Below are 22,679 nucleotides of genomic sequence, written 5' to 3'. Positions count from 1 at the left end.
ACAGTTTTTTCATTTTTTTTAAATTTAGTTATTGACCGACTCCCGAAAAAATAGTTTAATACGCTCCGTTGTCAGGCAGCAGCCGATAATGATAACGCCTCGATAGCTCAGTCGGTAGAGCAGGGGATTGAAAATCCCCGTGTCGGTGGTTCGATTCCGCCTCGAGGCACCATTTCCTCCTTAGTTCAGTCGGTAGAACGGTGGACTGTTAATCCATATGTCGCAGGTTCGAGTCCCGCAGGAGGAGCCAAATTCTAAAAAGCCGCTAAAGAAATTTAGCGGCTTTTTGCTATCTTTTATTTTTTAAGGGTATACAAATGAAAAAATTTTTTGTATTTATGGGCCTTGCTGTATTTGCCTCTTCCACTTTTGCAACAAATCCCATTAATCTTCGTGACGAAATGATGATTATGTCCCAACGTTTGGTATTAGCATCAAAAGCCTCTTCATCAGAAGAATTCCAAAATAACATAAGTGCATTTATTAATGCTGCCGAACACTCAAAAGTAACCATGCCGACAAAATGGAACGGAGATCAATCTCAATTTCCTGGTTATCAACAAGGTATTCAAAAAGTGATTGATGTAGCTACAGAAGCCTCCAATTTAGCTAAAGAAGGCAAACTTGATGCGGCTAAAATAAAGCTATATGAAATGTCAGAATTACGACAAATGTACCATAAGTTATATAAGTAATAAAATGTAACGTTTTATTATAAAAATTCACCGCACTTCTCTTGAAATCCCCCCTATAATGGTGTTAAATCAATACATATTATGGGGTTATATATCTAAACTATGTGTCAATTACTCGGAATGAACTGCAACACACCAACGGATATCGTTTTTTCTTTTGAAGGGTTTCGTCGTCGTGCAGGATTAACAGATTGCCATTCTGATGGCTTTGGTATCGCTTTTTTTGAAGGGCGTGGCGTACGTGTTTTTCGTGATAATCATCCTGCAAGTAACTCGCCTATTGCAGATTGCGTCAAACAATACAAGATTAAATCACTAAACGTTATTGCTCATATTCGTAAAGCAACTCAAGGTGATGTTAATATCGAAAACACCCATCCTTTCATTCGTGAAATTTGGGGGCAGAACTGGGTTTTTGCGCATAATGGTAATTTGAAAAACCTACCAGATATGACAGAACATTTTTTGCAGCCAATAGGTTCTACAGATTCTGAAGCTGCTTTTTGTTATATGGCGGAATATCTTAAAAATACTTTTCGTAAAAAACCGAGTGAAATGGAAATTTTTGAGGCTATTCAAAAAGTAACAAAAGAGCTTGCTCAACACGGCACATTCAATTTTATTCTGTCTAATGGCGAGTGGATGATAGCCCATTGTTCAACGAATTTACATTATGTCATGCGACAAGCGCCTTTTGGTAAAGCACACAGAATTGATGATGATGGAGTCATTGATTTTAGTGATTATGCAAAGGAAGGCGATAAAGTGAATATCATTACAACCTTTCCATTAACCAAAGATGAAAATTGGACAAAAATGGAAAATGGTGGATTTGTATTTTTTAAGAACGGGGACAAAATTGCTGAAGTGGTAGGTACTCCGAAAGAAGCGATTGATGATGGTACCTTAGGTAATCGAGTAGCTTAATTAAATCTAGCCAAATAAAAGTGCGGTTAAACTCAAAGAGAATTAACCGCACTTTTTTATTGAAGCGTGAAACTAATCGGCACATTTAACCCAGAAGGGAATCCTGAAGGTCTTGCACCGATAGGTCTTGCACTGTTAACTGCTTCTAATGCTGCATTATCTAGGCTTTCATCACCTGATGATTGAGTGACGCGAGCACCACTTAGTGAGCCATCAGGACCTACATTGAAGGATACGCTGACTTTACCTTGCTTACGCATCATTTTTGCGCGTGTAGGATAACGTTTATGACGTTCAATTTCACGACGAATTGCGGAGCGATAGGCTGCCATTTCGCTTGTGTCGGTTCCACTACCGGCTACTTGTGCATTGCTATTGGTGGCGCCAGTTGTAGTCGCTTTAGCATTCACGTTTGCACTTGAATCAATATTTTTATCACCTTTTGGTAGATCTTTATTGATTGGTTTTTCTTGTGGTTTAACGTCTTTTTTTGGTTTATCCTTTGGCTTTTCTTTAGGTTTTTCTTTTGGTTTTGGCTTTTCTTTTTCCGGTTCTTTGATTTTTTGTGGTTCAGGTTTCACTGTTGGATCTTCCACAACCTCTTGTTTTTCTGGTTCAGGCTCTTTTTGTACATTTTCTGGCTCAGGAGCTTGTTCTTCCATCACCATGCCTTGCACCATTTCCATGGAAATACTTGTGGATATGTCGCCTGGTGCGCTATTGGCGCTATCACTTGGCTTATTCCAACTCCATAAGATTAATCCTACAACAATGCTGTGCACGATCAAAGAAATAAGCAAACCTAATAGCGAACGTTTTGTTTGCTGCATAATTATTCCTTAAGGCGTAGTTGGCACAGATTGAGCAGGTGCAGATTCTTGAGGATTTTTACCCGCACTTTTACCCTTATCTTTCATAGAAACAATAGCTACATTTTTGATCTCATTTTTAGAGAGCATATCTGTAATGGTAACAAAGTCTTGGAAAGAGGCTTCAGCATCAATTTTTAATGTGACCTTCTGATCTTTATTCCATTGGGCAATTTCTGCTTCTAGGGCTTCTTGCGTAATAGGTCTATCATTGAAATAGAGTTGTTTATCCGCTGTCACAGTCAATAATTTAGCAAGCTCATCAGCTTTAAATGCAACGGCTGTACTGGCTTTAGGTACGTTAACTTGAATTTTACCTTGAGAGATAAAAGACGCAGTGATAAGTACTACAGCAAGCAACACCAACATAATATCAATGAAAGGGATAATGTTGATTTCATCGAATTTTTTCACGGACTATTCCTTATCTTTTTGTTCGTTTAACACTTTCCATTTCAAACGATTAACTTCAACTTTACGACCTAAACCGTTATAAAACACCATCGATGGAATAGCCACAAGAATACCTAATGCTGTCGCTTTTAACGCTAAAGATAAGTGCATCATAATCACGCCAGCATCGATTTCGCCACCGCCATGACCGATTTGATAAAACGTTAATAAAATCCCGATAACTGTACCAAGCAAACCAACATATGGTGCGTTTGCGCCGATAGTAGAAATCACGGTCATATTGCGATTTAAATCGATATCTAATGCGTGAATGGTGGAATAGTGTGCGACGTTTACCTTTCTTAAGAAAAGATAACGTTCAATTACCATGGCTAGCATAATAATGCTCATCAGTAATAATAAACCGATGATAAAGTAGTCACTGTACTGTTGTAAAAAATCAAAAAGCTGCATCATTTTTTTCTGTCCTTATTATTTGAGAAATATCTTGGGGATATAATTGAGAATGAATTTCAATCAATGATAAATTCTAGCAAAGGCGGAATAACGCGTAAATATCGAACTGAAAAAATAATGAATTTTTACCGCACTTTATATAGAAAAGTGCGGTAATTTTTGAAGGGTTATAGGGTTCGAAGATAATCAACGATAACTTGATGATGTTCTGTTGTTTTGAATTTATCAAATACGTGAATAATTTTTCCGTTTTCATCAATTAAAAAACTAATTCGGTGAATACCATCGTAAGTTTTACCCATGAATTTTTTCTCACCCCATACGCCAAATTGTTCTGCAATTTTGTGATCAGGATCGGAAAGTAGTGTGAAATTAAGGGCTTTTTTCTCAATAAATTGAGCTAATTTTTTCGGTTTGTCAGGGCTAATGCCAAGTACAACTAAACCTAATTCATCTAATTCTGATTTACTATCACGCAATCCACATGCTTGCGTTGTGCAGCCAGGCGTGAGTGCTTTCGGGTAAAAATAGACTAACACTTTTTTACCGAGAAAATCATTTAAAGAAACGGGTTGTTCTTGCTGATTTAATAACGTAAAAATGGGCGCTTGGCTACCAACGGATAATGGATTCATAAAAAGCTCCTTTGATGAAAAAATATTTGCAAATTCAAGTCATTTTAGCGACTATAACGAGCTATACCAAATAATAAAATTAAAAAAACCAACGGAGGTTCTATGTCAGCACAAAATCCTTTATTTTCAGGCAGTATTGTTGCACTTGTTACACCTATGAATAATTACGGCGAAGTAGATTTCGCTTGTTTAGAAAAATTGGTGGAATATCACATTGAGGCAGGCTCTAACGCGCTTGTTTCTGTGGGTACAACGGGTGAATCAGCAACATTAAGTATTGAAGAAAATGTAAAGGTTATTGAGAAGACGGTTGAATTTGCCAAAGGTCGTATTCCTGTGATTGCTGGCGCAGGCGCAAATGCGACGAGCGAAGCAATTACAATGACAAAATTATTACGCGATAGTGGCGTTGCGGGTTGTCTATCCGTTGTACCTTACTACAATAAACCAACCCAAGAAGGAATCTTCCAGCATTTTAAAGCCATTGCTGAATGTACAGATTTACCGCAAATTCTTTATAACGTACCAGGTCGTACCGGTAGCGATATGAAGCCAGAAACTGTTGCTCGTTTAGCAAAAATCAACAACATTGTTGGTATTAAAGAAGCAACTGGAGATATCAGTCGTGTCACCAAAATTAAAGAGCTCGCAGGCAAGGATTTCATCGTTTTAAGTGGTGATGATGCAACGAGTTTGGATGCAATGAAACTCGGCGCAGAGGGCGTGATTTCTGTAACGAATAACTTAGCGCCAAAAGATATGGCTGATATGTGTCGTTATGCACTTTCAGGTGATTTTACTAAAGCCGAAGAAATTAATGCTCGCCTGATGCGCTTACATAATGATTTATTTATTGAATCCAATCCAATACCAGTTAAATGGGCAGCTTATCGTTTAGGTTTAATTAAATCTCCTCACTTACGTTTACCGCTGACCATATTAAGCGAAAACGTTCAACCCAAAGTAGAAGAAGCATTAAAAATTGCGGGATTATTATAAATAAAATAAGGGGCAAATCATTGTCCCCATATTTTTATTATCGCAAAAGTATTATTGATTTTTCGTTTATTTTATAGGATTCTAAACATGAAAAAAATAATATTAGGTTTGGCTGCAACTGTTGTGCTAAGTGGTTGTTCATCTGATCCAGAAAAGCTAAAAACCGCTAATGATACATTCCAAAAATCAGAAGCCAGTATTCCAGGTTTCTCTCCATTAGCAACAGGAGGCGTTAACTTACCTATTGCAGACAATACTTATGCATTACCTAATATTGCCTTCAAAAAAGGAGAAAATATCGATATTCGTCCACCATCAACACCATTAGCAATTATTCAAAATTCATTAACACAATTTGACGGTGAACGAGCCCTTATAGTATATCCAGAAGAACAAACAAGCATCTATAATTTAAAGCAAGTTGAACGTCTACTGAAAGAAGAAAATATTTCATCTACTGTTCAGGGGAATGTTTTAACGACGGATTGGTCACCAACTGATCGTATTGGAGATAAAAATGTCGAAATTAAATATCAAATAGAGCATGTTACCGATCGCAGCTCTAGTGCACTTGCCGTATCGGTGTTACAAACACGTCGTGATGGTATCATCTTCACACCAAGTGCATCTGAAAAACAACGTTATACCTCTGATCGTCTGAATCGTCTCATATATGCATTAACGTCAGCTTATACAAAACAACAGCAAGATTTATCTAACGCTTCTGTCGGGGCTATTTCATCACACATTATCCAAGATCTAAATGGTCAAATCGCTTTAGCAATGAATACGACATTTAACCAAGCATGGGAAAAATTAGGCTATGCCTTACCTAAAGTGGGTTTTGCGATTAAATCTGAAACCTCTGGCAGAGGATATCGCGAATTGAAATATTCCTCTTTAAATAAAGAAGACTGGCTACGCTTAGGTATCGAATCCCCAAAAATAGATAACGGTATTTACAATATGCAAATCTCGGACCATGGCAAACAAAGTTCAATGGTTATCTCTGATGAAAAAGGGCATTCACTTTCTGGGGATGATGCAAGAAAGATCTATCAGGCGATAAGTAATATCATATCAAGATAAAGAAAAACCGCACTTTAAAGTGCGGTTTTATTTTTCATTTTTTCTAGCTAAAAATTACGCTAATTTTTTGATTTGTGCAGCTAATTTAGATTTGTGGTTTGCTGCTTTGTTAGCGTGGATTAAGCCTTTAGAAGCCATACGGTCAACAACTTTTTGCATTTCAACGAATGCTGCTTCAGCTGCTGCTTTTTCACCTGCTGCTACTTGAGCATATACTTTTTTGATGTAAGTACGCATCATAGAGCGTTGGCTTGCGTTGTGTTGGCGGCGTTTTTCAGATTGAACCGCGCGTTTTTTTGCTGACTTGATATTAGCCAAGGTCAAACTCCTAAAATTTCTGTTAATTGATAGACAAAATAAAGGGCGTCAATATGCCGATTTTTTATACTTTTGTCAATGGAAAATTTGTGTTGATTTCGGTGAGACACAACCGAAAGTAAGTATCGTTATTTTCACAAGCTCTTTCAATATGGGCTCACACAAACGATGTGTGGCGGATTTTATCAGTTTTTTTTCACGGAATATAGCGTAAAAACAAAATTTCTATACAATTAGGCAAAAATTTTAGGGTAGAGAAGAATATTTTGAGTAAACGACTTTTAAAATCTAGCATTGTTGTTAGTTCTATGACTTTATTGTCTAGAGTGTTAGGCCTTGTGCGCGATGTAGTTATCGCTCATCTCATTGGGGCTGGCGCTGCGGCGGACGTTTTTTTATTTGCTAATCGTATCCCAAATTTTCTTCGCCGTTTATTTGCTGAAGGGGCTTTTTCACAGGCTTTTGTCCCTGTTCTCGCAGAATATCAAAAATCTGGTGATATTAATAAAACCCGTGAATTTATTGGAAAAGTTTCTGGTACCCTTGGGGGATTGGTCAGTATTGTTACGATCCTCGCGATGATTGGCTCACCTATCGTTGCCGCTTTATTTGGGATGGGCTGGTTCACCGATTGGATGAATGATGGCCCTGATGCACATAAATTTGAACAAGCTTCTCTTTTACTTAAAATAACTTTTCCTTATTTATGGTTTGTCACTTTTGTCGCGCTTTCTGGCGCGGTGCTTAACACGATTGGAAAATTCGGTGTGATGTCTTTTTCACCGGTGTTATTAAATATAGCGATGATAGCCACCGCACTTTTCCTTGCGCCACAAATGGATAATCCAGATCTTGCATTGGCTATAGGTATTTTTCTAGGCGGCTTATTACAGTTCTTATTCCAAATTCCATTTATGAAACAAGCTGGTTTACTGGTGAAACCCAAATGGGCGTGGCGGGATGAAGGCGTAACTAAAATCCGCAAATTAATGATCCCTGCGTTATTTGGTGTATCAGTAAGTCAAATTAATCTTTTGCTGGATACAGTGATTGCAAGCTTTTTAATGACAGGTTCAATTAGCTGGTTATATTATTCCGACCGCTTACTGGAATTTCCTCTCGGTTTATTTGGTATTGCTATTTCTACCGTAATTTTGCCAACACTTGCTCGCCACCATGTTAATCGTGAAGGTGATTCAGCTAAAAGTGCGGTTGATTTTCGTAATACAATGGATTGGGGCGTGAGAATGATTTTATTACTTGGCGTTCCCGCTGCCATTGGTATTGCGGTATTGGCTCAGCCGATGTTACTTACGCTCTTTATGCGTGGAAATTTCATGCTAAATGATGTTCATGCCGCCTCTTATTCTTTATGGGCATTTAATACGGGTTTACTTAGCTTTATGTTGATTAAAATCCTCGCCAATGGCTATTACGCCCGCCAAGATACCAAAACGCCAGTAAAAATCGGCATTATTGCCATGGTGAGTAATATGGGGTTTAACTTATTGGCGATTCCTTTTAGTTATGTGGGTTTAGCTATTGCTTCAGCAATGTCGGCAACCCTTAATGCCTATTTACTCTATCGCGGCTTAGCCAAAGCGGATGTCTATCATTTTTCACGTAAAAGTGCGGTCTTTTTTGGAAAAGTTTTATTGGCAGCAATCGCAATGGGCGCAGCAGTTTGGTATTACGTGCCTGAAATCAACCAATGGGCGAAAATGGATTTCTTCATACGTGTTTATTGGCTTGTTTGGTTGATTGTATTAGCCGCAATAGTTTATGGCGCAACATTGATTTTATTAGGCGTTCGAAAGCACCATTTGCTGACAAAAAACTAACTTCTCGCTATAATGCCGAAATTCTCTTATTTTCATGGATAAGGACATGCAATTAATTCGCGGGCTTCATAATGCAAATCGTGTTTTACAAGGTTGTGCGCTAACGATCGGCAATTTTGATGGTGTGCATTTAGGGCATCAAGCGGTCCTCCGTCATTTGCGCCAAAAAGCTGACGAATTAAATTTACCCATGGCGGTATTGTTATTTGAATCACAGCCGCGTGAATATTTTATGGGAGAAAATGCACCAGCGCGTTTAATGCGTTTGCGAGACAAAATTTATTATCTAGAAAAGGCTAAGGTTGATGTCGTAATTGTGGCGAAATTTGACCGCACTTTTGCCGAACAACCAGCTGATGTTTTTATTGAACAAACGCTTGTTAATCATCTGCATGTGAAATTTTTAAGTATTGGTGATGATTTCAAGTTCGGCTCAAAACGCCAAGGCAATTTTGCAATGTTGCAAGCAGCAGGTAAGCGTTTCGGTTTTGTTGTTGAAGATAACCGTAGCTTTTGTCTAGATGAACAGCGAATTAGTAGCACTGCAATCCGCGAAGCGTTAGCGAATGATGATTTACAACTTGCAGAAAATTTACTCGGTAAACCTTATCGTATTTTCGGGCGTGTGATCCATGGTAATAAGTTAGGTAGAACAATCGGATTTCCAACGGCAAATATTCGTTTGCATAGACAAGTAAATCCAATCAAAGGCGTTTATGCCGTAAAAGTGCGGTTAAAATCGGGTGAGATTTTTAATGGCGTGGCAAATATGGGAAGACGCCCAACTATAAATGGATTAATGCAATTATTAGAAGTTCATTTATTTGATTTTTCTCAGAATATTTATGGCCAAATAGTAGAAGTCGAATTCTGCCATAAGATTAGAAACGAGATTAAATTCCCGTCTTTTGACGCTTTAAAAACTCAAATTGAACGGGATATAAACACAGCGAAAGGCTTTTTTAAAGGGTAGATATGCCAGTTATTTTACGTTTTAGAGACTATGTTTTTTTCTTTTACTCTAATGAAGGAAATCCTCTTGAACCTGCGCATATTCATGTGCGCAATGCGGAGTCGGAAGCAAAATTTTGGTTGGAACCCGATATTTCTTTAGCAAGAAACGATGGATTTAATTCAAAAGAATTAAAAGAAATTTTTGTTATTGTTGAAACGCATAGAATGCAATTCACGGAGGCGTGGTATGACTATTTCAGCTAAAAGCATTCGTTTTGATGAAAACACTATGTGGGTGGAGTTAAATGATGCGCGTATTTTGGGTGTACCCTTAGTGTGGTTTCCGAAATTATTACATGCTACCCAAAGTGAATTAGAAAACTATGAGTTGAGTCGTAGAGGCATTCATTGGGATTGTCTTGATGAAGATATCTCTATCGATGGTTTACTTGCGGGACGTGGAGATGTCACACATAAACCACAAAAAGTTGCTTAAATTTAATTTAAAAATTGGAAAATAAAATGACAGTCGATTACAAAAACACTCTTAACCTACCAGAAACCAGCTTTCCAATGCGCGGTGATTTAGCTAAGCGCGAACCTGATATGTTGAAAAATTGGTACGAGAAAAATCTTTACCAAAAAATTCGTGAAGCGAGCAAAGGCAAAAAATCTTTTATTCTGCATGATGGTCCTCCTTATGCGAATGGTAACATTCATATTGGTCACGCAGTAAACAAAATTCTAAAAGATATTATTATTAAATCCAAAACAGCATTAGGTTTTGATTCTCCTTATATCCCGGGCTGGGACTGTCATGGTTTGCCAATTGAATTAAAAGTAGAAGGTTTAGTAGGCAAACCAAACGAGAAAATTACGGCGGCTGAATTCCGTCAAAAATGTCGTGAATATGCCACGGAACAAGTAGAAGGTCAGAAAAAAGATTTTATCCGTTTAGGTGTGTTGGGAGATTGGAATAATCCTTATTTAACGATGAACTTCGACACCGAAGCAAACATCATCCGTACACTCGGTAAAGTGATTGCGAATGGCCATTTATACAAAGGTTCAAAACCAGTGCACTGGTGTTTGGATTGTGGCTCTTCTTTAGCAGAAGCAGAAGTGGAATACGAAGACAAAGTTTCTCCGTCTATCTATGTTCGTTTCCCAACAGTAAGTGCGGTTGAAATTGAAGAGAAATTTAACGCAGTAGGTAAAGGCCATGGCAAATTATCTGCGGTGATTTGGACAACCACACCTTGGACAATGCCATCTAACCGTGCAATCGCGGTAAATGCAGAATTAGAATACAACCTAGTCCAACTTGGCGATGAGCGTGTGATTTTAGCTGCTGAATTAGTTGAATCCGTAGCGAAAGCGGTGGGCGTAGAACAAGTTGAAATTTTAGGTTCAGTAAAAGGTCAGGCGCTTGAGTTAGTACGCTTTAACCATCCGTTCTATAATTTCACTGTACCAGTAATTTTAGGTGATCACGTGACCACTGATGGTGGTACGGGTTTAGTACATACCGCGCCAGATCATGGTTTGGACGACTTTATTGTAGGGCAAAAATATAATTTACCAATGGCGGGTCTTGTATCGAATGACGGTAAATTTATTTCAACGACTGAATTCTTTGCAGGCAAAGGTGTATTTGAAGCCAATCCATTGGTTGTTGAAAAATTGCAAGAAGTGGGCAACTTATTAAAAGTTGAGAAAATCAAACACAGCTACCCACACTGCTGGCGTCACAAAACCCCGATTATTTTCCGTGCGACTCCTCAATGGTTTATCGGTATGGAAACACAGGGTTTACGCCAACAAGCATTAGGCGAAATCAAACAAGTTCGCTGGATTCCTGATTGGGGTCAAGCACGTATCGAGAAAATGGTTGAAAACCGTCCAGACTGGTGTATTTCCCGTCAACGTACTTGGGGCGTGCCGATGACCTTATTCGTGCACAAAGAAACTGAAGAACTTCATCCGCGTACTTTAGAGTTACTTGAAGAAGTGGCTAAACGTGTAGAGAAAGCCGGCATTCAAGCATGGTGGGATTTAGACGAAAAAGAATTATTAGGTGCGGACGCAGAAACCTATCGCAAAGTGCCAGATACCCTTGATGTATGGTTTGACTCAGGATCAACCTATTCTTCTGTTGTTGCGAATCGCACAGAATTTAACGGTCAAGATATCGATATGTATTTAGAGGGTTCTGACCAACATCGTGGTTGGTTTATGTCTTCTTTAATGCTTTCTACGGCAACAGACAGCAAAGCGCCATACAAACAAGTTTTAACTCATGGTTTCACTGTGGATGGTCAAGGCCGTAAGATGTCAAAATCTATCGGTAACATTGTGACTCCACAAGAAGTCATGGATAAATTCGGTGGTGATATTTTACGTTTATGGGTAGCTTCTACTGATTATACGGGTGAAATGACCGTTTCTGATGAGATCTTAAAACGTGCAGCGGATAGCTATCGTCGTATTCGTAACACCGCTCGTTTCTTATTAGCAAACTTGAATGGTTTTGATCCAAAACGTGATTTGGTCAAACCAGAAGAAATGATTAGCCTAGATCGTTGGGCGGTGGCTTGTGCGTTAGATGCACAAAAAGAAATCAAAGATGCGTATGATAACTATCAGTTCCACACTGTGGTACAACGTTTAATGCGTTTCTGTTCTGTGGAAATGGGTTCGTTCTACCTTGATATTATCAAAGATCGTCAATATACAACGAAAGCAGACAGCCTTGCTCGTCGTAGTTGTCAAACTGCGTTATGGCATATTGCTGAAGCATTAGTTCGTTGGATGGCACCGATCTTATCTTTCACTGCCGATGAAATTTGGCAACACTTACCACAAACCGAAAGTGGTCGTGCAGAATTCGTATTTACTGAAGAATTCTATCAAGGCTTGTTCGGTTTAGGCGAGAATGAAAAATTAGATGATGCTTACTGGCAACAACTGATTAAAGTTCGTTCTGAAGTGAACCGCGTATTAGAAGTCGCGCGTAACGATAAAGTGATTGGTGGCGGTTTAGAAGCTGAAGTGACCGTTTACGCTAATGACGAATATCGTGCATTGTTAGAACAATTAGGCAATGAATTACGTTTCGTGTTAATTACCTCAAAAGCTGAAGTGAAAGCATTAGCAGATAAACCTGCGGATGTGACTGCGGGTGAGTTAGAGGGAATTGCGGTAAGCGTAGCTCGTTCTAACGGTGAAAAATGTCCGCGTTGCTGGCATTATTCTGACAAAATCGGCGTGAACCCTGAACACCCTAAACTTTGTCCACGTTGTGTGGAAAATGTGGCGGGTAATGGTGAAGTGCGCCATTTTGCATAATTAAATTCGTTGTAAAACAGAAAAGTGCGGTTTATTTTAACCGCACTTTTTTAATTTTGTACAAAAGGAAGTAGAGATTATGTTAGGAAAAGAAATGATTCGCTCTAAAACAATGTGGTTTTATCTCTTATTGCTTGTTTTCTCCATTTTTACAAATATGGGATTGGGTAATGTATTAAGTGAGAATATTCCCGTTTCAGATTACGCAATTTTATTTGTTATCACGGCGATTTCTTTTTATTTTACCCCTTGGGTTGGGCGAATATTAATTACTGTATTATTCCTCAGCGCGCTATTTTATTGCTCTGCTGGTTTTTTCTATGGTATTCCATCTTTGGGTATTATCGCTTCTGTTTATGAAACGAATATTAATGAAACCTTGGAATATTACACGACTATCCCTTTTTGGATATTCTTATTTCAAGCTACTTATCTCATCCTGTTTGTTGCTTTAATGAAATTAAGTTTTCATGCTAAACAACAAGCATTTAAATGGCTGAATACGGGTGTTATCGGCATATTATTGGTTTTTTCTTACAATCAATTTTTTGATTGGAACTATGCGTATAAATTCCGTTTTTATCCTGTTCTGTTTTACTCAGAATTTGATCGTATGAATGATCTGTATTTAGAACAACGAGATTTTCTAAATCAATCAGTTAATGCGCCTTCTCAATGGGATATTCAATCTTTTACGCCAAAATATAAAAATTATATTTTAATTATTGGTGAAAGCATGCGAAAAGATTATATGTCGTTATATGGCTTTCCATTGAAAACAACACCATTTTTAGAGCGTGTGAAAGGCACAGTTTTTGAAAATTATTATTCTGCGGCACCGAATACGCAACCGTCTTTACAACGCACCTTATATCGAGCAGATAAAGGGGAAACGGTTTATACGGATAATATTATTTCTTTAGCCAAAAAAGCGGGCGTGAAAACCTATTGGATTTCTAATCAAGGCAAAATTGGGGAATTTGATACGATGGCCTCTCGTATTGGGCAAAGTGCGGATGAAACGATTTTTATGAAGCCGTTAGGTTACAATTCTAAAAAAGTTTATGACGATGAAATGTTGCCTGTATTAGATAAAGCTTTAAAAGAAAATATTACGAATCCAAAATTAATTGTGATTCATTTAATGGGCTCTCACCCTGCCTTTTGTGAGCGTCTTCCATACGAGGTTAAAAATTATTTTATTAATCAATCTATGTCTTGTTATTTAGAATCGATTAAATATACGGATCAGTTTTTAGAGAAATTAAATTCTCAATTAGTAGCGCAAAATGAATCCTATTCGGTGATTTACTTTTCTGATCACGGGCTTGCTCATTATGAGGATTCTAAAGGATTATCATTGCATCCAAATAATCTTTATAAACAAGATTATGAAATTCCTTTCGTTATGTTTTCGAGTGATAGCCAAAAGGTAGAAAAAATAAAAACGCCACAATCTGCATTTAATTTTGTTTATGGTTTTGTTGATTGGATGGGAATTAAGGAAAAACATTTACAAGGCGTGGATTTCTTCCATCCTGAAAAACAGGAAATTAAGGTATTTGATTGGAAGAAAGTGGTGAATGTCAAAGAGTTGGCTGATGATCCAGCAAAATTACCTGAAGCTGTGCAGTAAATGAGATCATGCTTTATCATTTATCGGCTTATGCTAGAATTAGCGCAATTTTTTTAAAAGGGAAATAGTATGTCCAAAAAATCAGGGCTTTCGTTTTTATGGTTAAGTGCGGTCGCTTTCGTGGTTGATTTACTCACTAAATACATTGTGGTACAAAAATTTGATTTGTATGAAAGCGTTAATGTATTACCTGTTTTCAATCTTACCTATGTTCGCAATTATGGCGCGGCATTTAGTTTCTTAGCGGATCATAGTGGTTGGCAACAATATTTCTTTATTTTGTTAGCATCGGCTATTTCTGGCATGTTGGTTTATTTTTTAGCAAAAAATAATGCTCAACAAAAAATCCAAAATTCTGCTTATGCACTCATTATTGGTGGCGCGTTAGCGAATATGGTGGATCGTGCTTATAATGGTTTCGTCGTGGATTTTTTTGATTTCTACTGGGATATTTACCATTATCCAGTGTTTAATATCGCCGATATTGCCATTTGTATTGGTGCAGGGTTATTAGCATTGGATGCTTTTAAGAGCGAAAAGAAAAAAGTACAAGATAAACAAGCAGAAAAGTACGGTCAGAAATGAAGATAATTTTAGCGAACCCACGAGGATTTTGTGCCGGTGTAGATCGTGCCATTAGTATTGTTGAACTAGCCTTAGAAATTCATGGCGCACCGATTTATGTTCGTCACGAAGTAGTACATAACCGATTTGTTGTAAACGGATTGCGTGATCGTGGCGCGATCTTTGTGGAAGAATTAAGCGAGGTGCCTGATGGTGCTATCGTTATTTTTTCTGCGCATGGCGTATCTCAAGCGGTTCGACAAGAAGCGAAAGATCGTAATCTCAAAGTATTTGATGCAACCTGTCCTTTGGTAACTAAAGTGCATATGCAGGTTGCACGCGCAAGTCGAAAGGGAACAAAAGCGATTTTGATTGGGCATAAAGGGCATCCTGAAGTTGAAGGCACAATGGGGCAGTATAGCAACGAAGATGGCGGTATTTTCTTGATTGAAAAAGTAGAAGATATTGCACGTTTGCCAATGCAAGAAAATGATGATTTAACCTTTATGACGCAAACCACTTTGTCGCTAGATGATACAGCTGAAACCATTGCTGCATTAAAGGAAAAATATCCCGCTATTCAAGGGCCACATAAAAACGATATTTGTTATGCGACAACTAATCGTCAAGAAGCGGTGCGAGAATTGGCAAAATTATCTGATTTGGTATTAGTGGTGGGTTCTAAAAATTCATCAAATTCAAATCGTTTAGCTGAACTGGCGTCTCGAATGGGTGTTAAATCGCAGCTTCTTGATGATCCTTCCGATATTCAAGCGGATTGGTTTAATGATGTGAAAACCATTGGGATTACAGCTGGCGCGTCTGCACCAGAAGAATTAGTCCAATCGATTATTTCCCGCTTAAAAGAGTTTGGTGCGAATACCATAGAAGAACTACAAGGGTTAGAAGAAAATATGTTCTTTGAAGTTCCAAAAGAGCTGAGAATAAAAGAAGTTAACTAATCTTAAGGGCTTGTCGTAAATGATAAGCCCTTTGTTTTTTCATTAAAATCAAGAATTTTTGCGATCTGAATCTCAAAAGTGCGGTAAGAATCTTGAGCGTTTTTTTGAAAGCATAAAAAATGGCTGTGTTGATATGCTCGTCAACATGTTCATATTACAAGGAAACCTCTATGAAATTAATGAAAACATTATTTACTTCGATGGTATTGTGTGGTGCGCTTGTTGCTTCTTCGTCTTTTGCTGAGGAAAAAGCAACAGAACAAACTGCTCAACCTGTTGTGGCAACTCAAACTGAAGCTCAAGTTGCACCAGCTACTGTGAGTGATAAATTGAATATCAATACGGCAACCGTTAGTGAAATTCAAAAAGCCTTAACAGGAATCGGTGCAAAAAAAGCAGAAGCGATAGTGCAATATCGTGAAAAACACGGTAATTTCACGAGTGCTGAACAACTATTAGAAGTGCAAGGGATTGGTAAAGCAACACTTGAAAGAAACCGTGATCGAATCACTTTTTAATTTTAAAACCGCTTATGGATGCCCTGTTTTACAGGGCTTTTTTATTGTGCACTTTAAGCCATTTTTGCATTTGTTCAATTTCCGCTTGTTGTGCGTTAATAATATTCTCAGCAAGCTTACGCATCTCAGGATCTTTTCCGTATTTTAATTCAACTTCCGCCATTTTTACTGCGCCAATATGGTGTGGCAACATACCTGCTGCAAAAGCAACATCAGGATCTTTATATTGCATGGCTGCCATCATGTCTTGATGCATTTGATTCATACCTTGCATTAATTCTTGTTGCATTGCAGAACCTGTCGGCATTGGCATATTCATGTGTGCTTGATGCGGTTGTTCATTAGCTTGGGCACAAATTGAAACTGCAGCAGCGCTAAGTGTGATAAAAGTCATAAGTTTTTTCATGTTTTTCTCCTATGTGATAACTGAATGAGCACGAATCATAAACCTTGACCTAAGGTTAAAGTCAATATTTATTCCGAAAATTTTTGGTGAGATATTAAAATAAGACAATGTTTGATATGAGGGACAGAATTACGAAGCAAAGATTTGTACTTGCCACGGGCAATAAAGGCAAAGTAAAAGAAATTGCAGATGTATTAGCTGATTTTGGTTTTGAAGTCATTGCTCAGACAGATTTAGGCATTGAAAGCCCAATCGAATCACCTTTTAATTTTAAAACAGCTTATGGATGCCCTGTTTTACAGGGCTTTTTTATTTTTTTCAGAAAATGTAGAAAGTTTATTTCTTTTTAAAAATCCGTTGGCAAGCCTAATAAATTTTAATACACTAAAAAGCCTAGTCGGGGTGCAATACGCTGAGATCATACCCGTGAACCTGAAACAGTTAATACTGACGTAGGAAACTAGGAATACAACCTTATCTCCTTCCCGTCATTGTTGCTGCCTTTTGATATAAATAAGGATGTAATAATGAAACTTCTTAAATTAACCTTAATTTCTACCGCACTTTTTTCCACCACGGCATTAGCCCAATCACAACAAAGTGTGAATGTATATAGCTATGATTCTTTTACTTCTGAGTGGGGAGCGGGTCCAAAAGTAAAACAAGATTTTGAAAAAGCGCACCCACAATGCTCTATTAATTTTACGCCTTTTGAAAGTGGCGGTGTGTTACTCAACCGTGTTCGTTTGGAAGGAAAGAAAACCAAAGCGGATATTGTGTTAGGTTTAGATAACTTTGTTTTAGAACAAGCTGAAAAAACAGGTATTTTCACGCCAAATAAAGTAGATTTAACTCAACTTGATCTGCCAACAAAATGGACGAATAAAACATTCTTGCCTTTCGATTTCGGTAACTATGCTTTTGTGTATGACAAAACTAAATTACAAAATCCTCCGAAAAGTTTGAAAGAATTGGTTGAACGCCAAGATATCCGTGTAATTTATCAAGATCCTCGCACCAGCAGTGTGGGTCGTGGTTTATTGGTTTGGATGAATGCAATTTATCCTGCGGACAAAATTCAATCTGCTTGGAAAGAGTTGGATAAACATACGGTGACAGTGGGTAAAGGCTGGTCGGATACTTACGGTGCATTCTTAAAAGGCGAGGCTGATTTAGTGTTAAGTTACAGTACATCACCACTTTATCACCAACTTTTTGAGAAAAAAGATAATTATGCAGCGACAGATTTTGCGGAAGGGCATATTACTCAAGTGGAATTAGCGGCTCGAGTCGCCAACCATCCAAATCAATGTGCGGATGATTTTATGGCATTTTTAATTTCACCTACGGCACAAAAACATATTGTGACAGCCAATATTATGTTGCCAGTCATTCAAGGTGAAATTGAACCGCACTTTGATGCTCTTAAAGCTCAACAAAAAATTCAAACTCCAATTAATCCAATGGTGAATGCGGAACACTTAAAAAATTGGATTAGCACTTGGCAAACTACATTAACAAAATAGTTTGATGTTGTCATTATTTCATCATCCACAACTCCGCCCTCGTCATTATGTGGGCGGCGTTGTTGTTATTAGCTTTATTACTCTTTTTTATGGTAGCGCCTTAAGTTCGATCTTTGCATTGGGCGATGAATTGCAATGGCGATCTTGGTTCACGGATGATTATCTACAGCATCTGATTCTTTTCAGTTTTGGACAAGCCTTACTTTCTACTGTTTTGTCTATTTTTTTTGGTCTGCTCCTCGCTCGAGCATTGTTTTATCAATCATTATCAGGAAAAAAGTGGCTATTAAAATTAATGTCGCTAACTTTTGTCTTACCTGTTTTAGTGGCAATTTTTGGTTTGATCGGCATTTATGGTTCAAGTGGTTGGTTAGCTAAGTTTGCTAACCTTTTTGGAATGCCGTGGCAGGGACATATTTACGGGCTCTCGGGTATTTTAATTGCTCATCTTTTTTTCAATATCCCACTGGCAGCGCAACTTTTCTTACAAAGCTTGCAAAGTATCCCTTATCAGCAACGTCAGCTTGCGGCGCAACTCAATTTACAAGGTTGGCAATTCGTTAAATTGGTGGAATGGCCCGTTTTTCGTCAGCAATGTTTGCCCACATTCAGCTTGATTTTTATGCTTTGCTTCACCAGTTTTACAGTTGTTCTTACACTAGGCGGTGGGCCTCAATATACAACATTAGAAACCGCAATTTACCAAGCGATTTTATTTGAATTTGATCTGCCAAAAGCAGCACTTTTTGCCATGTTACAATTTGTATTTTGCTTGGTTTTATTTAGCTTAACATCGCGTTTTTCTCCCTCTAATCAAAATGGCTTGAGCAATAGTAATCCTTGGTTTGAGAAACCTAAAAGTGCGGTCAAAATTTTCCATGTTTTTGTCTTACTTATTTTTATATTTTTCCTTTTTTCGCCAGTGTTGAACATTCTTATCAGCGCATTGAATTCACCAAGTTTACTCTCGGTTTGGCATAATTCTCAGCTCTGGCGTGCGTTAGGTTATTCGCTTTCTATTGCGCCCCTGTCCGCATTACTTGCATTAATAATGGCGATTGCCTTATTGCTTTTATCACGCCGTTTAGAATGGTTGCATTATCAGAAAATCGCTCAATTTATTATTAATGCAGGAATGGTGATTTTGGCAATCCCGATTTTAGTGCTTGCGATGGGATTATTTTTATTATTACAAGATCGTGATTTTTCAAATATTGATTTGTTTATTATCGTTGTATTTTGCAATGCGTTAAGTGCAATGCCTTTTGTTATACGTATTTTGAGTGCACCTTTTCATAACAATATGCGTTATTACGAAAATCTATGTAATAGTCTGGGAATTGTGGGGTGGAAACGTTTTTCTCTGATTGAGTGGCAAACTTTACGTGCGCCATTGCGCTACGCTTTTGCTTTAGCCTTGGCACTATCTTTAGGGGATTTTACGGCTATTGCGTTGTTCGGCAATCAAGAGTTTACTTCTCTACCGCACTTGTTATATCAGCAGCTAGGGAATTATCGTAATCAAGATGCAGCTGTAACCGCAGGGATTTTATTATTGCTTTGTGGCATATTGTTTGCCTTTATTCACACGCATAGGGATGCCGATGATTTATCTAAATAATGTGATTTTGAACGATAAAACCTTACCGATGTGCTTTAATTTGAGCGTAAATTCTGGCGAGCGTGTCGCAATTATTGGCGAAAGTGGGGCGGGGAAAAGTACGTTATTGAATTTAATCGCTGGATTTGAATTTCCTCATCAAGGAGAAATTTGGTTAAACGATAAAAATCATACGCGTAGTGCACCTTACGAGCGTCCAGTTTCCATGCTATTTCAAGAAAATAATTTATTTCCTCATTTAACCGTACAGCAAAATCTTGCTTTGGGGTTAAAAACCTCTTTAAAATTAACCGCACTTGAGCAGGAAAAAATTGAACAGGTCGCTTGTTCTGTAGGATTGGGCGATTATTTGCAACGTTTACCGAATTCTCTTTCTGGGGGGCAAAAACAGCGAGTGGCATTGGCGCGTTGTTTGTTGCGAGATAAACCTATCTTATTATTAGATGAGCCTTTTTCCGCATTAGATCAGAAACTTCGTGTAGAAATGCTCGCTTTGATCGCTAAACTTTGTGATGAGAAACATCTGACGTTGTTACTTGTTACCCATCAACCATCGGAATTAGTTGGTACGATAGATCGAGTATTATTGGTGGAAAATGGTCAGATAAGTCAATTGCAAAAAGAGACGTAAAATTATATAGATTTTATAACCGATGAATCTATTCATGGCTATCGATATCAGCCTATAAACTAAATGAATATAAGATACAAAAATGCGGTTATTATTTACCGTACTTTCAAAGGAAAAATATGTTAACTGAAAAACTACAAATTAACTCCATTACACCACATCCAAGCGTTGAATATTGGTCTGTTTGCAAAGTTGAGGCGTTATTTGAAACGCCATTTTTGGAATTGGTTTACCGCGCCGCGCAAGTTCATCGCAAGCATTTTAATCCTAGAGCGATTCAGTTATCCACGTTAATGTCTATCAAAACGGGAGGATGCCCAGAAGATTGTGGTTATTGTCCTCAATCAGCCCGTTATCATACTGGCGTACAAAATCAGCAGTTATTAGATGTTGATGAGATCGTCGCGAAAGCAAAAATTGCGAAAGCGCGTGGAGCAGGGCGTTTTTGTATGGGCGCAGCTTGGCGAGGTCCTAAGCCAAAAGATATTGAGAAAGTCACAGAAATTATTAAAGCAGTGAAATCGCTCGGTTTAGAAACTTGCGGTACTTTTGGTTTATTGCAAGACGGTATGGCAGAAGATTTAAAAGAAGCGGGATTAGATTATTACAATCATAATCTTGATACCGCGCCAGAACATTATGCAGAAGTGATTGGTACTCGCCGTTTTGATGATCGCCTTAGCACGTTAGGAAAAGTGCGCAAAGCTGGGTTAAAAGTGTGTTGTGGCGGTATTGTGGGGATGAATGAAACTCGCAAAGAACGGGCTGGATTAATCGCGAGCCTTGCAAATCTTGATCCTCAACCTGAATCGGTGCCGATTAATCAACTCGTTAAGGTTGAAGGTACACCATTAGCCGATGCGGAAGAATTAGATTGGACAGAGTTTGTGCGAACGATTGCTGTCGCGCGTATTACTATGCCAAAAAGCTATGTTCGCCTTTCTGCAGGCCGTAGTGGTATGAGTGAAGAAATGCAAGCGATGTGTTTTATGGCGGGTGCAAATTCGATTTTCTATGGCGATAAATTACTTGTCACAGGTAACCCAGAAGAAGATGGCGATCAGTTATTAATGGCAAAATTAGATTTAGAGCCAGAAAATGCAGAAAATAAAAGGTAGTAGTTTGCATTAGGTAGCTGAGAAATTAAGTATTAATCTACTCTTTTCTTTATTTTTATATATCATAATACTTTTCCAGTAGCCAATAACAATCCGCACAAAACGTCAGTTTTTAGGCACTCTTATAACGCCCTATACTTCACAAGCCCTTAAAAGGGCTTGTGAGAATTGACAATCTATCTAATTATTTTCTTACCTTCCCTTAAAGAGAGCAAAGAACATATGAATATGGTCTGGCATTATACATACTTCAATTATCTTATATTTTTATAACCATATAACCGTCTCAATATTTACCCTATATCTACTCTTCACCTTCCATAAATTGGTTTTATCCTGTTTACTTTTCTTATGCACTTCGGAATAAAAACAATATAATACTTACCATTCCATTTTGTAAATTATAGACTTCAGTCGTCATTAACTTTACTTACTATGATAATCCTCCTATATGTTGAATTTTGGTTGTCAGCCTTGTTCATTATATAGCGAGAATTTTTTCTGTTCATCGCTTAAGCTATTTGGCTCCATACGCATAGCGTATGGTTTTTGTTATAGCCAGACTTTCGTCTGGCTATAACAAAAACCCCATATCTTTCGACACGGGGTTCTTCTGTTTTTATTTGGATTTAACTTAGATAAGTATTTGGTAACCTGGCGGTGCCCTACTCTCACATGGGGATGCCCCACACTACCATCGGCATTACAGCGTTTCACTTCTGAGTTCGGTATGGTGTCAGGTGGTTCCACCGCACTATCGCCGCCAGGATAATTCTTTGATAACTTGTCTTTCTCTTTTATCTTTCGCTACTCAGCTCTTACTCGACCTTTCACTCGTTCTTATTGGCCACAAGCTGAATGTTTAGTTAATTTCTTTTTCTTTCACTCTGTTTTCCAAAAACACTTGAGCGTTGTATAGTTAAGCCTCTCGGGCAATTAGTACAGGTTAGCTCAATGACTCACATCACTTACACACCCTGCCTATCTACGTCTTAGTCTTAAACAACCCTTACACACTTGATGTGTGGGAGAACTCATCTCTTGGCAAGTTTCGTGCTTAGATGCTTTCAGCACTTATCTCTTCCGCACTTAGCTACCCGGCAATGCGTCTGGCGACACAACCGGAACACCAGTGGTGCGTCCACTCCGGTC

Annotated in this window: 24 protein-coding genes, 2 tRNA genes, 2 rRNA genes and 1 riboswitch; of the genes, 20 read left to right on the top strand and 8 right to left on the bottom strand. The window is 38.2% G+C overall.

From position 1 onward, the window contains the following. Positions 1–96: 96 nt before the first annotated feature. The 4 genes from FE813_RS04495 to FE813_RS04480 all read left to right on the top strand — a co-directional run bounded on the left by FE813_RS04495 (position 97) and on the right by FE813_RS04480 (position 1,622). Positions 97–172, top strand: a tRNA-Phe gene (locus tag FE813_RS04495). Between the two features lie 2 nt (positions 173–174). Beyond that, a tRNA-Asn gene (locus FE813_RS04490) sits at positions 175–250 on the top strand. A 67-nt stretch (positions 251–317) separates the two neighbouring features. Continuing rightward, a complete protein-coding gene (locus FE813_RS04485; RefSeq protein ID WP_139989597.1) occupies positions 318–695 on the top strand; it encodes a cytochrome b562 in 378 nt (125 codons plus the stop codon). 102 nt (positions 696–797) lie between these two features. After that, complete coding sequence (locus FE813_RS04480; protein WP_139989596.1) at positions 798–1,622, top strand: class II glutamine amidotransferase; 825 nt, start codon at positions 798–800, stop codon at positions 1,620–1,622. Positions 1,623–1,678: 56 nt separating this feature from the next. Here FE813_RS04480 and tolA read toward each other — a convergent pair whose 3' ends face one another. From tolA to bcp, 4 genes are all read right to left on the bottom strand, one after another. Continuing rightward, on the bottom strand, positions 1,679–2,452 hold the full coding sequence (gene tolA, locus FE813_RS04475) for a cell envelope integrity protein TolA (protein ID WP_139989595.1): 774 nt from the start codon (positions 2,450–2,452) through the stop codon (positions 1,679–1,681). Between the two features lie 9 nt (positions 2,453–2,461). Beyond that, positions 2,462–2,905 (bottom strand): TonB system transport protein ExbD, encoded by a 444-nt coding sequence (gene exbD / locus FE813_RS04470; protein WP_005627856.1) that lies wholly within the window; start codon positions 2,903–2,905, stop codon positions 2,462–2,464. Positions 2,906–2,908: 3 nt separating this feature from the next. Continuing rightward, entirely contained in the window at positions 2,909–3,361 is a 453-nt protein-coding gene (exbB, locus tag FE813_RS04465; RefSeq protein WP_111696015.1) for a TonB-system energizer ExbB, read from the bottom strand. A gap of 167 nt (positions 3,362–3,528) precedes the next feature. Continuing rightward, complete coding sequence (gene bcp / locus FE813_RS04460) at positions 3,529–3,996, bottom strand: thioredoxin-dependent thiol peroxidase (RefSeq protein WP_139989594.1); 468 nt, start codon at positions 3,994–3,996, stop codon at positions 3,529–3,531. A gap of 102 nt (positions 3,997–4,098) precedes the next feature. On the opposite strand from bcp, the gene dapA reads away from it, so the two are divergent. Both dapA and bamC read left to right on the top strand, forming a co-directional pair. Beyond that, positions 4,099–4,995 carry a 4-hydroxy-tetrahydrodipicolinate synthase gene (dapA, locus tag FE813_RS04455; RefSeq protein ID WP_139989593.1) on the top strand — a complete coding sequence of 299 codons (897 nt, stop codon included), beginning with the start codon at positions 4,099–4,101 and terminating at the stop codon, positions 4,993–4,995. 87 nt (positions 4,996–5,082) lie between these two features. After that, positions 5,083–6,084 (top strand): NlpB/DapX family lipoprotein, encoded by a 1,002-nt coding sequence (bamC, locus tag FE813_RS04450; RefSeq protein ID WP_139989592.1) that lies wholly within the window; start codon positions 5,083–5,085, stop codon positions 6,082–6,084. A gap of 54 nt (positions 6,085–6,138) precedes the next feature. On the opposite strand, the gene rpsT is transcribed toward bamC, so the two are convergent. Continuing rightward, a complete protein-coding gene (gene rpsT, locus FE813_RS04445; protein WP_005548279.1) occupies positions 6,139–6,402 on the bottom strand; it encodes a 30S ribosomal protein S20 in 264 nt (87 codons plus the stop codon). Between the two features lie 266 nt (positions 6,403–6,668). Between rpsT and murJ the strand changes: the two genes are divergently transcribed. From murJ to FE813_RS04400, 9 genes are all read left to right on the top strand, one after another. After that, on the top strand, positions 6,669–8,243 hold the full coding sequence (gene murJ, locus FE813_RS04440; RefSeq protein WP_139989591.1) for a murein biosynthesis integral membrane protein MurJ: 1,575 nt from the start codon (positions 6,669–6,671) through the stop codon (positions 8,241–8,243). 46 nt (positions 8,244–8,289) lie between these two features. Beyond that, the gene (gene ribF, locus FE813_RS04435) at positions 8,290–9,216 is read left to right on the top strand and encodes a bifunctional riboflavin kinase/FAD synthetase (RefSeq protein ID WP_180978688.1); all 927 of its coding nucleotides are present in this window, start codon (positions 8,290–8,292) and stop codon (positions 9,214–9,216) included. A gap of 2 nt (positions 9,217–9,218) precedes the next feature. Then, positions 9,219–9,461: a DUF4160 domain-containing protein gene (locus tag FE813_RS04430; protein WP_139989589.1), complete on the top strand. Its 243-nt coding sequence runs from the start codon at positions 9,219–9,221 to the stop codon at positions 9,459–9,461. Further along, entirely contained in the window at positions 9,445–9,693 is a 249-nt protein-coding gene (locus FE813_RS04425) for a DUF2442 domain-containing protein (protein WP_005639170.1), read from the top strand. Before FE813_RS04430 ends, FE813_RS04425 begins: the two co-directional genes overlap by 17 nt. 26 nt (positions 9,694–9,719) lie before the next feature. Further along, positions 9,720–12,545, top strand: coding sequence for an isoleucine--tRNA ligase (gene ileS / locus FE813_RS04420; protein WP_139989588.1), 2,826 nt, complete (start codon positions 9,720–9,722; stop codon positions 12,543–12,545). Between the two features lie 79 nt (positions 12,546–12,624). Continuing rightward, a complete protein-coding gene (locus FE813_RS04415) occupies positions 12,625–14,181 on the top strand; it encodes a phosphoethanolamine transferase (RefSeq protein ID WP_180978687.1) in 1,557 nt (518 codons plus the stop codon). A gap of 69 nt (positions 14,182–14,250) precedes the next feature. Then, positions 14,251–14,766, top strand: coding sequence for a signal peptidase II (gene lspA / locus FE813_RS04410; protein ID WP_139989586.1), 516 nt, complete (start codon positions 14,251–14,253; stop codon positions 14,764–14,766). Beyond that, the gene (gene ispH, locus FE813_RS04405; protein WP_005634483.1) at positions 14,763–15,707 is read left to right on the top strand and encodes a 4-hydroxy-3-methylbut-2-enyl diphosphate reductase; all 945 of its coding nucleotides are present in this window, start codon (positions 14,763–14,765) and stop codon (positions 15,705–15,707) included. Before lspA ends, ispH begins: the two co-directional genes overlap by 4 nt. 170 nt (positions 15,708–15,877) lie before the next feature. After that, the gene (locus FE813_RS04400) at positions 15,878–16,225 is read left to right on the top strand and encodes a ComEA family DNA-binding protein (RefSeq protein WP_172454024.1); all 348 of its coding nucleotides are present in this window, start codon (positions 15,878–15,880) and stop codon (positions 16,223–16,225) included. A 28-nt stretch (positions 16,226–16,253) separates the two neighbouring features. On the opposite strand, the gene copM is transcribed toward FE813_RS04400, so the two are convergent. Then, the gene (gene copM, locus FE813_RS04395) at positions 16,254–16,631 is read right to left on the bottom strand and encodes a CopM family metallochaperone (RefSeq protein ID WP_046942448.1); all 378 of its coding nucleotides are present in this window, start codon (positions 16,629–16,631) and stop codon (positions 16,254–16,256) included. A gap of 107 nt (positions 16,632–16,738) precedes the next feature. Between copM and FE813_RS04390 the strand changes: the two genes are divergently transcribed. From FE813_RS04390 to bioB, 5 genes are all read left to right on the top strand, one after another. Beyond that, the gene (locus FE813_RS04390; RefSeq protein WP_106013894.1) at positions 16,739–16,981 is read left to right on the top strand and encodes a Maf family protein; all 243 of its coding nucleotides are present in this window, start codon (positions 16,739–16,741) and stop codon (positions 16,979–16,981) included. 38 nt (positions 16,982–17,019) lie between these two features. After that, positions 17,020–17,107, top strand: a riboswitch (TPP riboswitch). A gap of 51 nt (positions 17,108–17,158) precedes the next feature. Next, positions 17,159–18,157 carry a thiamine ABC transporter substrate binding subunit gene (gene thiB / locus FE813_RS04385; RefSeq protein ID WP_139989585.1) on the top strand — a complete coding sequence of 333 codons (999 nt, stop codon included), beginning with the start codon at positions 17,159–17,161 and terminating at the stop codon, positions 18,155–18,157. Between the two features lie 4 nt (positions 18,158–18,161). Further along, on the top strand, positions 18,162–19,778 hold the full coding sequence (gene thiP, locus FE813_RS04380; protein ID WP_139989584.1) for a thiamine/thiamine pyrophosphate ABC transporter permease: 1,617 nt from the start codon (positions 18,162–18,164) through the stop codon (positions 19,776–19,778). Then, positions 19,762–20,409, top strand: coding sequence for a thiamine ABC transporter ATP-binding protein (gene thiQ / locus FE813_RS04375; protein WP_139989583.1), 648 nt, complete (start codon positions 19,762–19,764; stop codon positions 20,407–20,409). Before thiP ends, thiQ begins: the two co-directional genes overlap by 17 nt. 119 nt (positions 20,410–20,528) lie before the next feature. Continuing rightward, positions 20,529–21,527, top strand: a complete 999-nt coding sequence (gene bioB, locus FE813_RS04370) for a biotin synthase BioB (protein ID WP_139989582.1) — start codon at positions 20,529–20,531, stop codon at positions 21,525–21,527. A gap of 652 nt (positions 21,528–22,179) precedes the next feature. On the opposite strand, the gene rrf is transcribed toward bioB, so the two are convergent. After that, a 5S ribosomal RNA gene (gene rrf / locus FE813_RS04360) occupies positions 22,180–22,295 on the bottom strand. A gap of 147 nt (positions 22,296–22,442) precedes the next feature. Next, a 23S ribosomal RNA gene (locus FE813_RS04355) occupies positions 22,443–22,679 on the bottom strand; the annotation flags it as partial.

The sequence above is a fragment of the Haemophilus seminalis genome, assembly GCF_006384255.1.
GTDB lineage: Bacteria > Pseudomonadota > Gammaproteobacteria > Enterobacterales > Pasteurellaceae > Haemophilus > Haemophilus seminalis.
The sequence above is the reverse complement of the archived record's forward strand: the minus strand, read 5'-3'. Positions and strand labels throughout refer to the sequence as shown.

Excerpts from the sequence above, each read along its gene's own strand:
- FE813_RS04415 (WP_180978687.1), top strand. The coding sequence starts at position 12,625 with ATGTTAGGAAAAGAAATGATTCGCTCTAAAACAATGTGGTTTTATCTC.
- FE813_RS04425 (WP_005639170.1), top strand. The coding sequence starts at position 9,445 with ATGACTATTTCAGCTAAAAGCATTCGTTTTGATGAAAACACTATGTGG.
- FE813_RS04390 (WP_106013894.1), top strand. The coding sequence starts at position 16,739 with ATGTTTGATATGAGGGACAGAATTACGAAGCAAAGATTTGTACTTGCC.
- tolA (WP_139989595.1), bottom strand. The coding sequence starts at position 2,452 with ATGCAGCAAACAAAACGTTCGCTATTAGGTTTGCTTATTTCTTTGATC.
- thiB (WP_139989585.1), top strand. The coding sequence starts at position 17,159 with ATGAAACTTCTTAAATTAACCTTAATTTCTACCGCACTTTTTTCCACC.
- FE813_RS04480 (WP_139989596.1), top strand. The coding sequence starts at position 798 with ATGTGTCAATTACTCGGAATGAACTGCAACACACCAACGGATATCGTT.
- ispH (WP_005634483.1), top strand. The coding sequence starts at position 14,763 with ATGAAGATAATTTTAGCGAACCCACGAGGATTTTGTGCCGGTGTAGAT.
- thiP (WP_139989584.1), top strand. The coding sequence starts at position 18,162 with ATGTTGTCATTATTTCATCATCCACAACTCCGCCCTCGTCATTATGTG.
- FE813_RS04485 (WP_139989597.1), top strand. The coding sequence starts at position 318 with ATGAAAAAATTTTTTGTATTTATGGGCCTTGCTGTATTTGCCTCTTCC.
- copM (WP_046942448.1), bottom strand. The coding sequence starts at position 16,631 with ATGAAAAAACTTATGACTTTTATCACACTTAGCGCTGCTGCAGTTTCA.
- dapA (WP_139989593.1), top strand. The coding sequence starts at position 4,099 with ATGTCAGCACAAAATCCTTTATTTTCAGGCAGTATTGTTGCACTTGTT.
- bamC (WP_139989592.1), top strand. The coding sequence starts at position 5,083 with ATGAAAAAAATAATATTAGGTTTGGCTGCAACTGTTGTGCTAAGTGGT.
- bcp (WP_139989594.1), bottom strand. The coding sequence starts at position 3,996 with ATGAATCCATTATCCGTTGGTAGCCAAGCGCCCATTTTTACGTTATTA.
- FE813_RS04430 (WP_139989589.1), top strand. The coding sequence starts at position 9,219 with ATGCCAGTTATTTTACGTTTTAGAGACTATGTTTTTTTCTTTTACTCT.
- lspA (WP_139989586.1), top strand. The coding sequence starts at position 14,251 with ATGTCCAAAAAATCAGGGCTTTCGTTTTTATGGTTAAGTGCGGTCGCT.
- FE813_RS04400 (WP_172454024.1), top strand. The coding sequence starts at position 15,878 with ATGAAATTAATGAAAACATTATTTACTTCGATGGTATTGTGTGGTGCG.
- ribF (WP_180978688.1), top strand. The coding sequence starts at position 8,290 with ATGCAATTAATTCGCGGGCTTCATAATGCAAATCGTGTTTTACAAGGT.
- thiQ (WP_139989583.1), top strand. The coding sequence starts at position 19,762 with ATGATTTATCTAAATAATGTGATTTTGAACGATAAAACCTTACCGATG.
- bioB (WP_139989582.1), top strand. The coding sequence starts at position 20,529 with ATGTTAACTGAAAAACTACAAATTAACTCCATTACACCACATCCAAGC.
- exbB (WP_111696015.1), bottom strand. The coding sequence starts at position 3,361 with ATGATGCAGCTTTTTGATTTTTTACAACAGTACAGTGACTACTTTATC.
- ileS (WP_139989588.1), top strand. The coding sequence starts at position 9,720 with ATGACAGTCGATTACAAAAACACTCTTAACCTACCAGAAACCAGCTTT.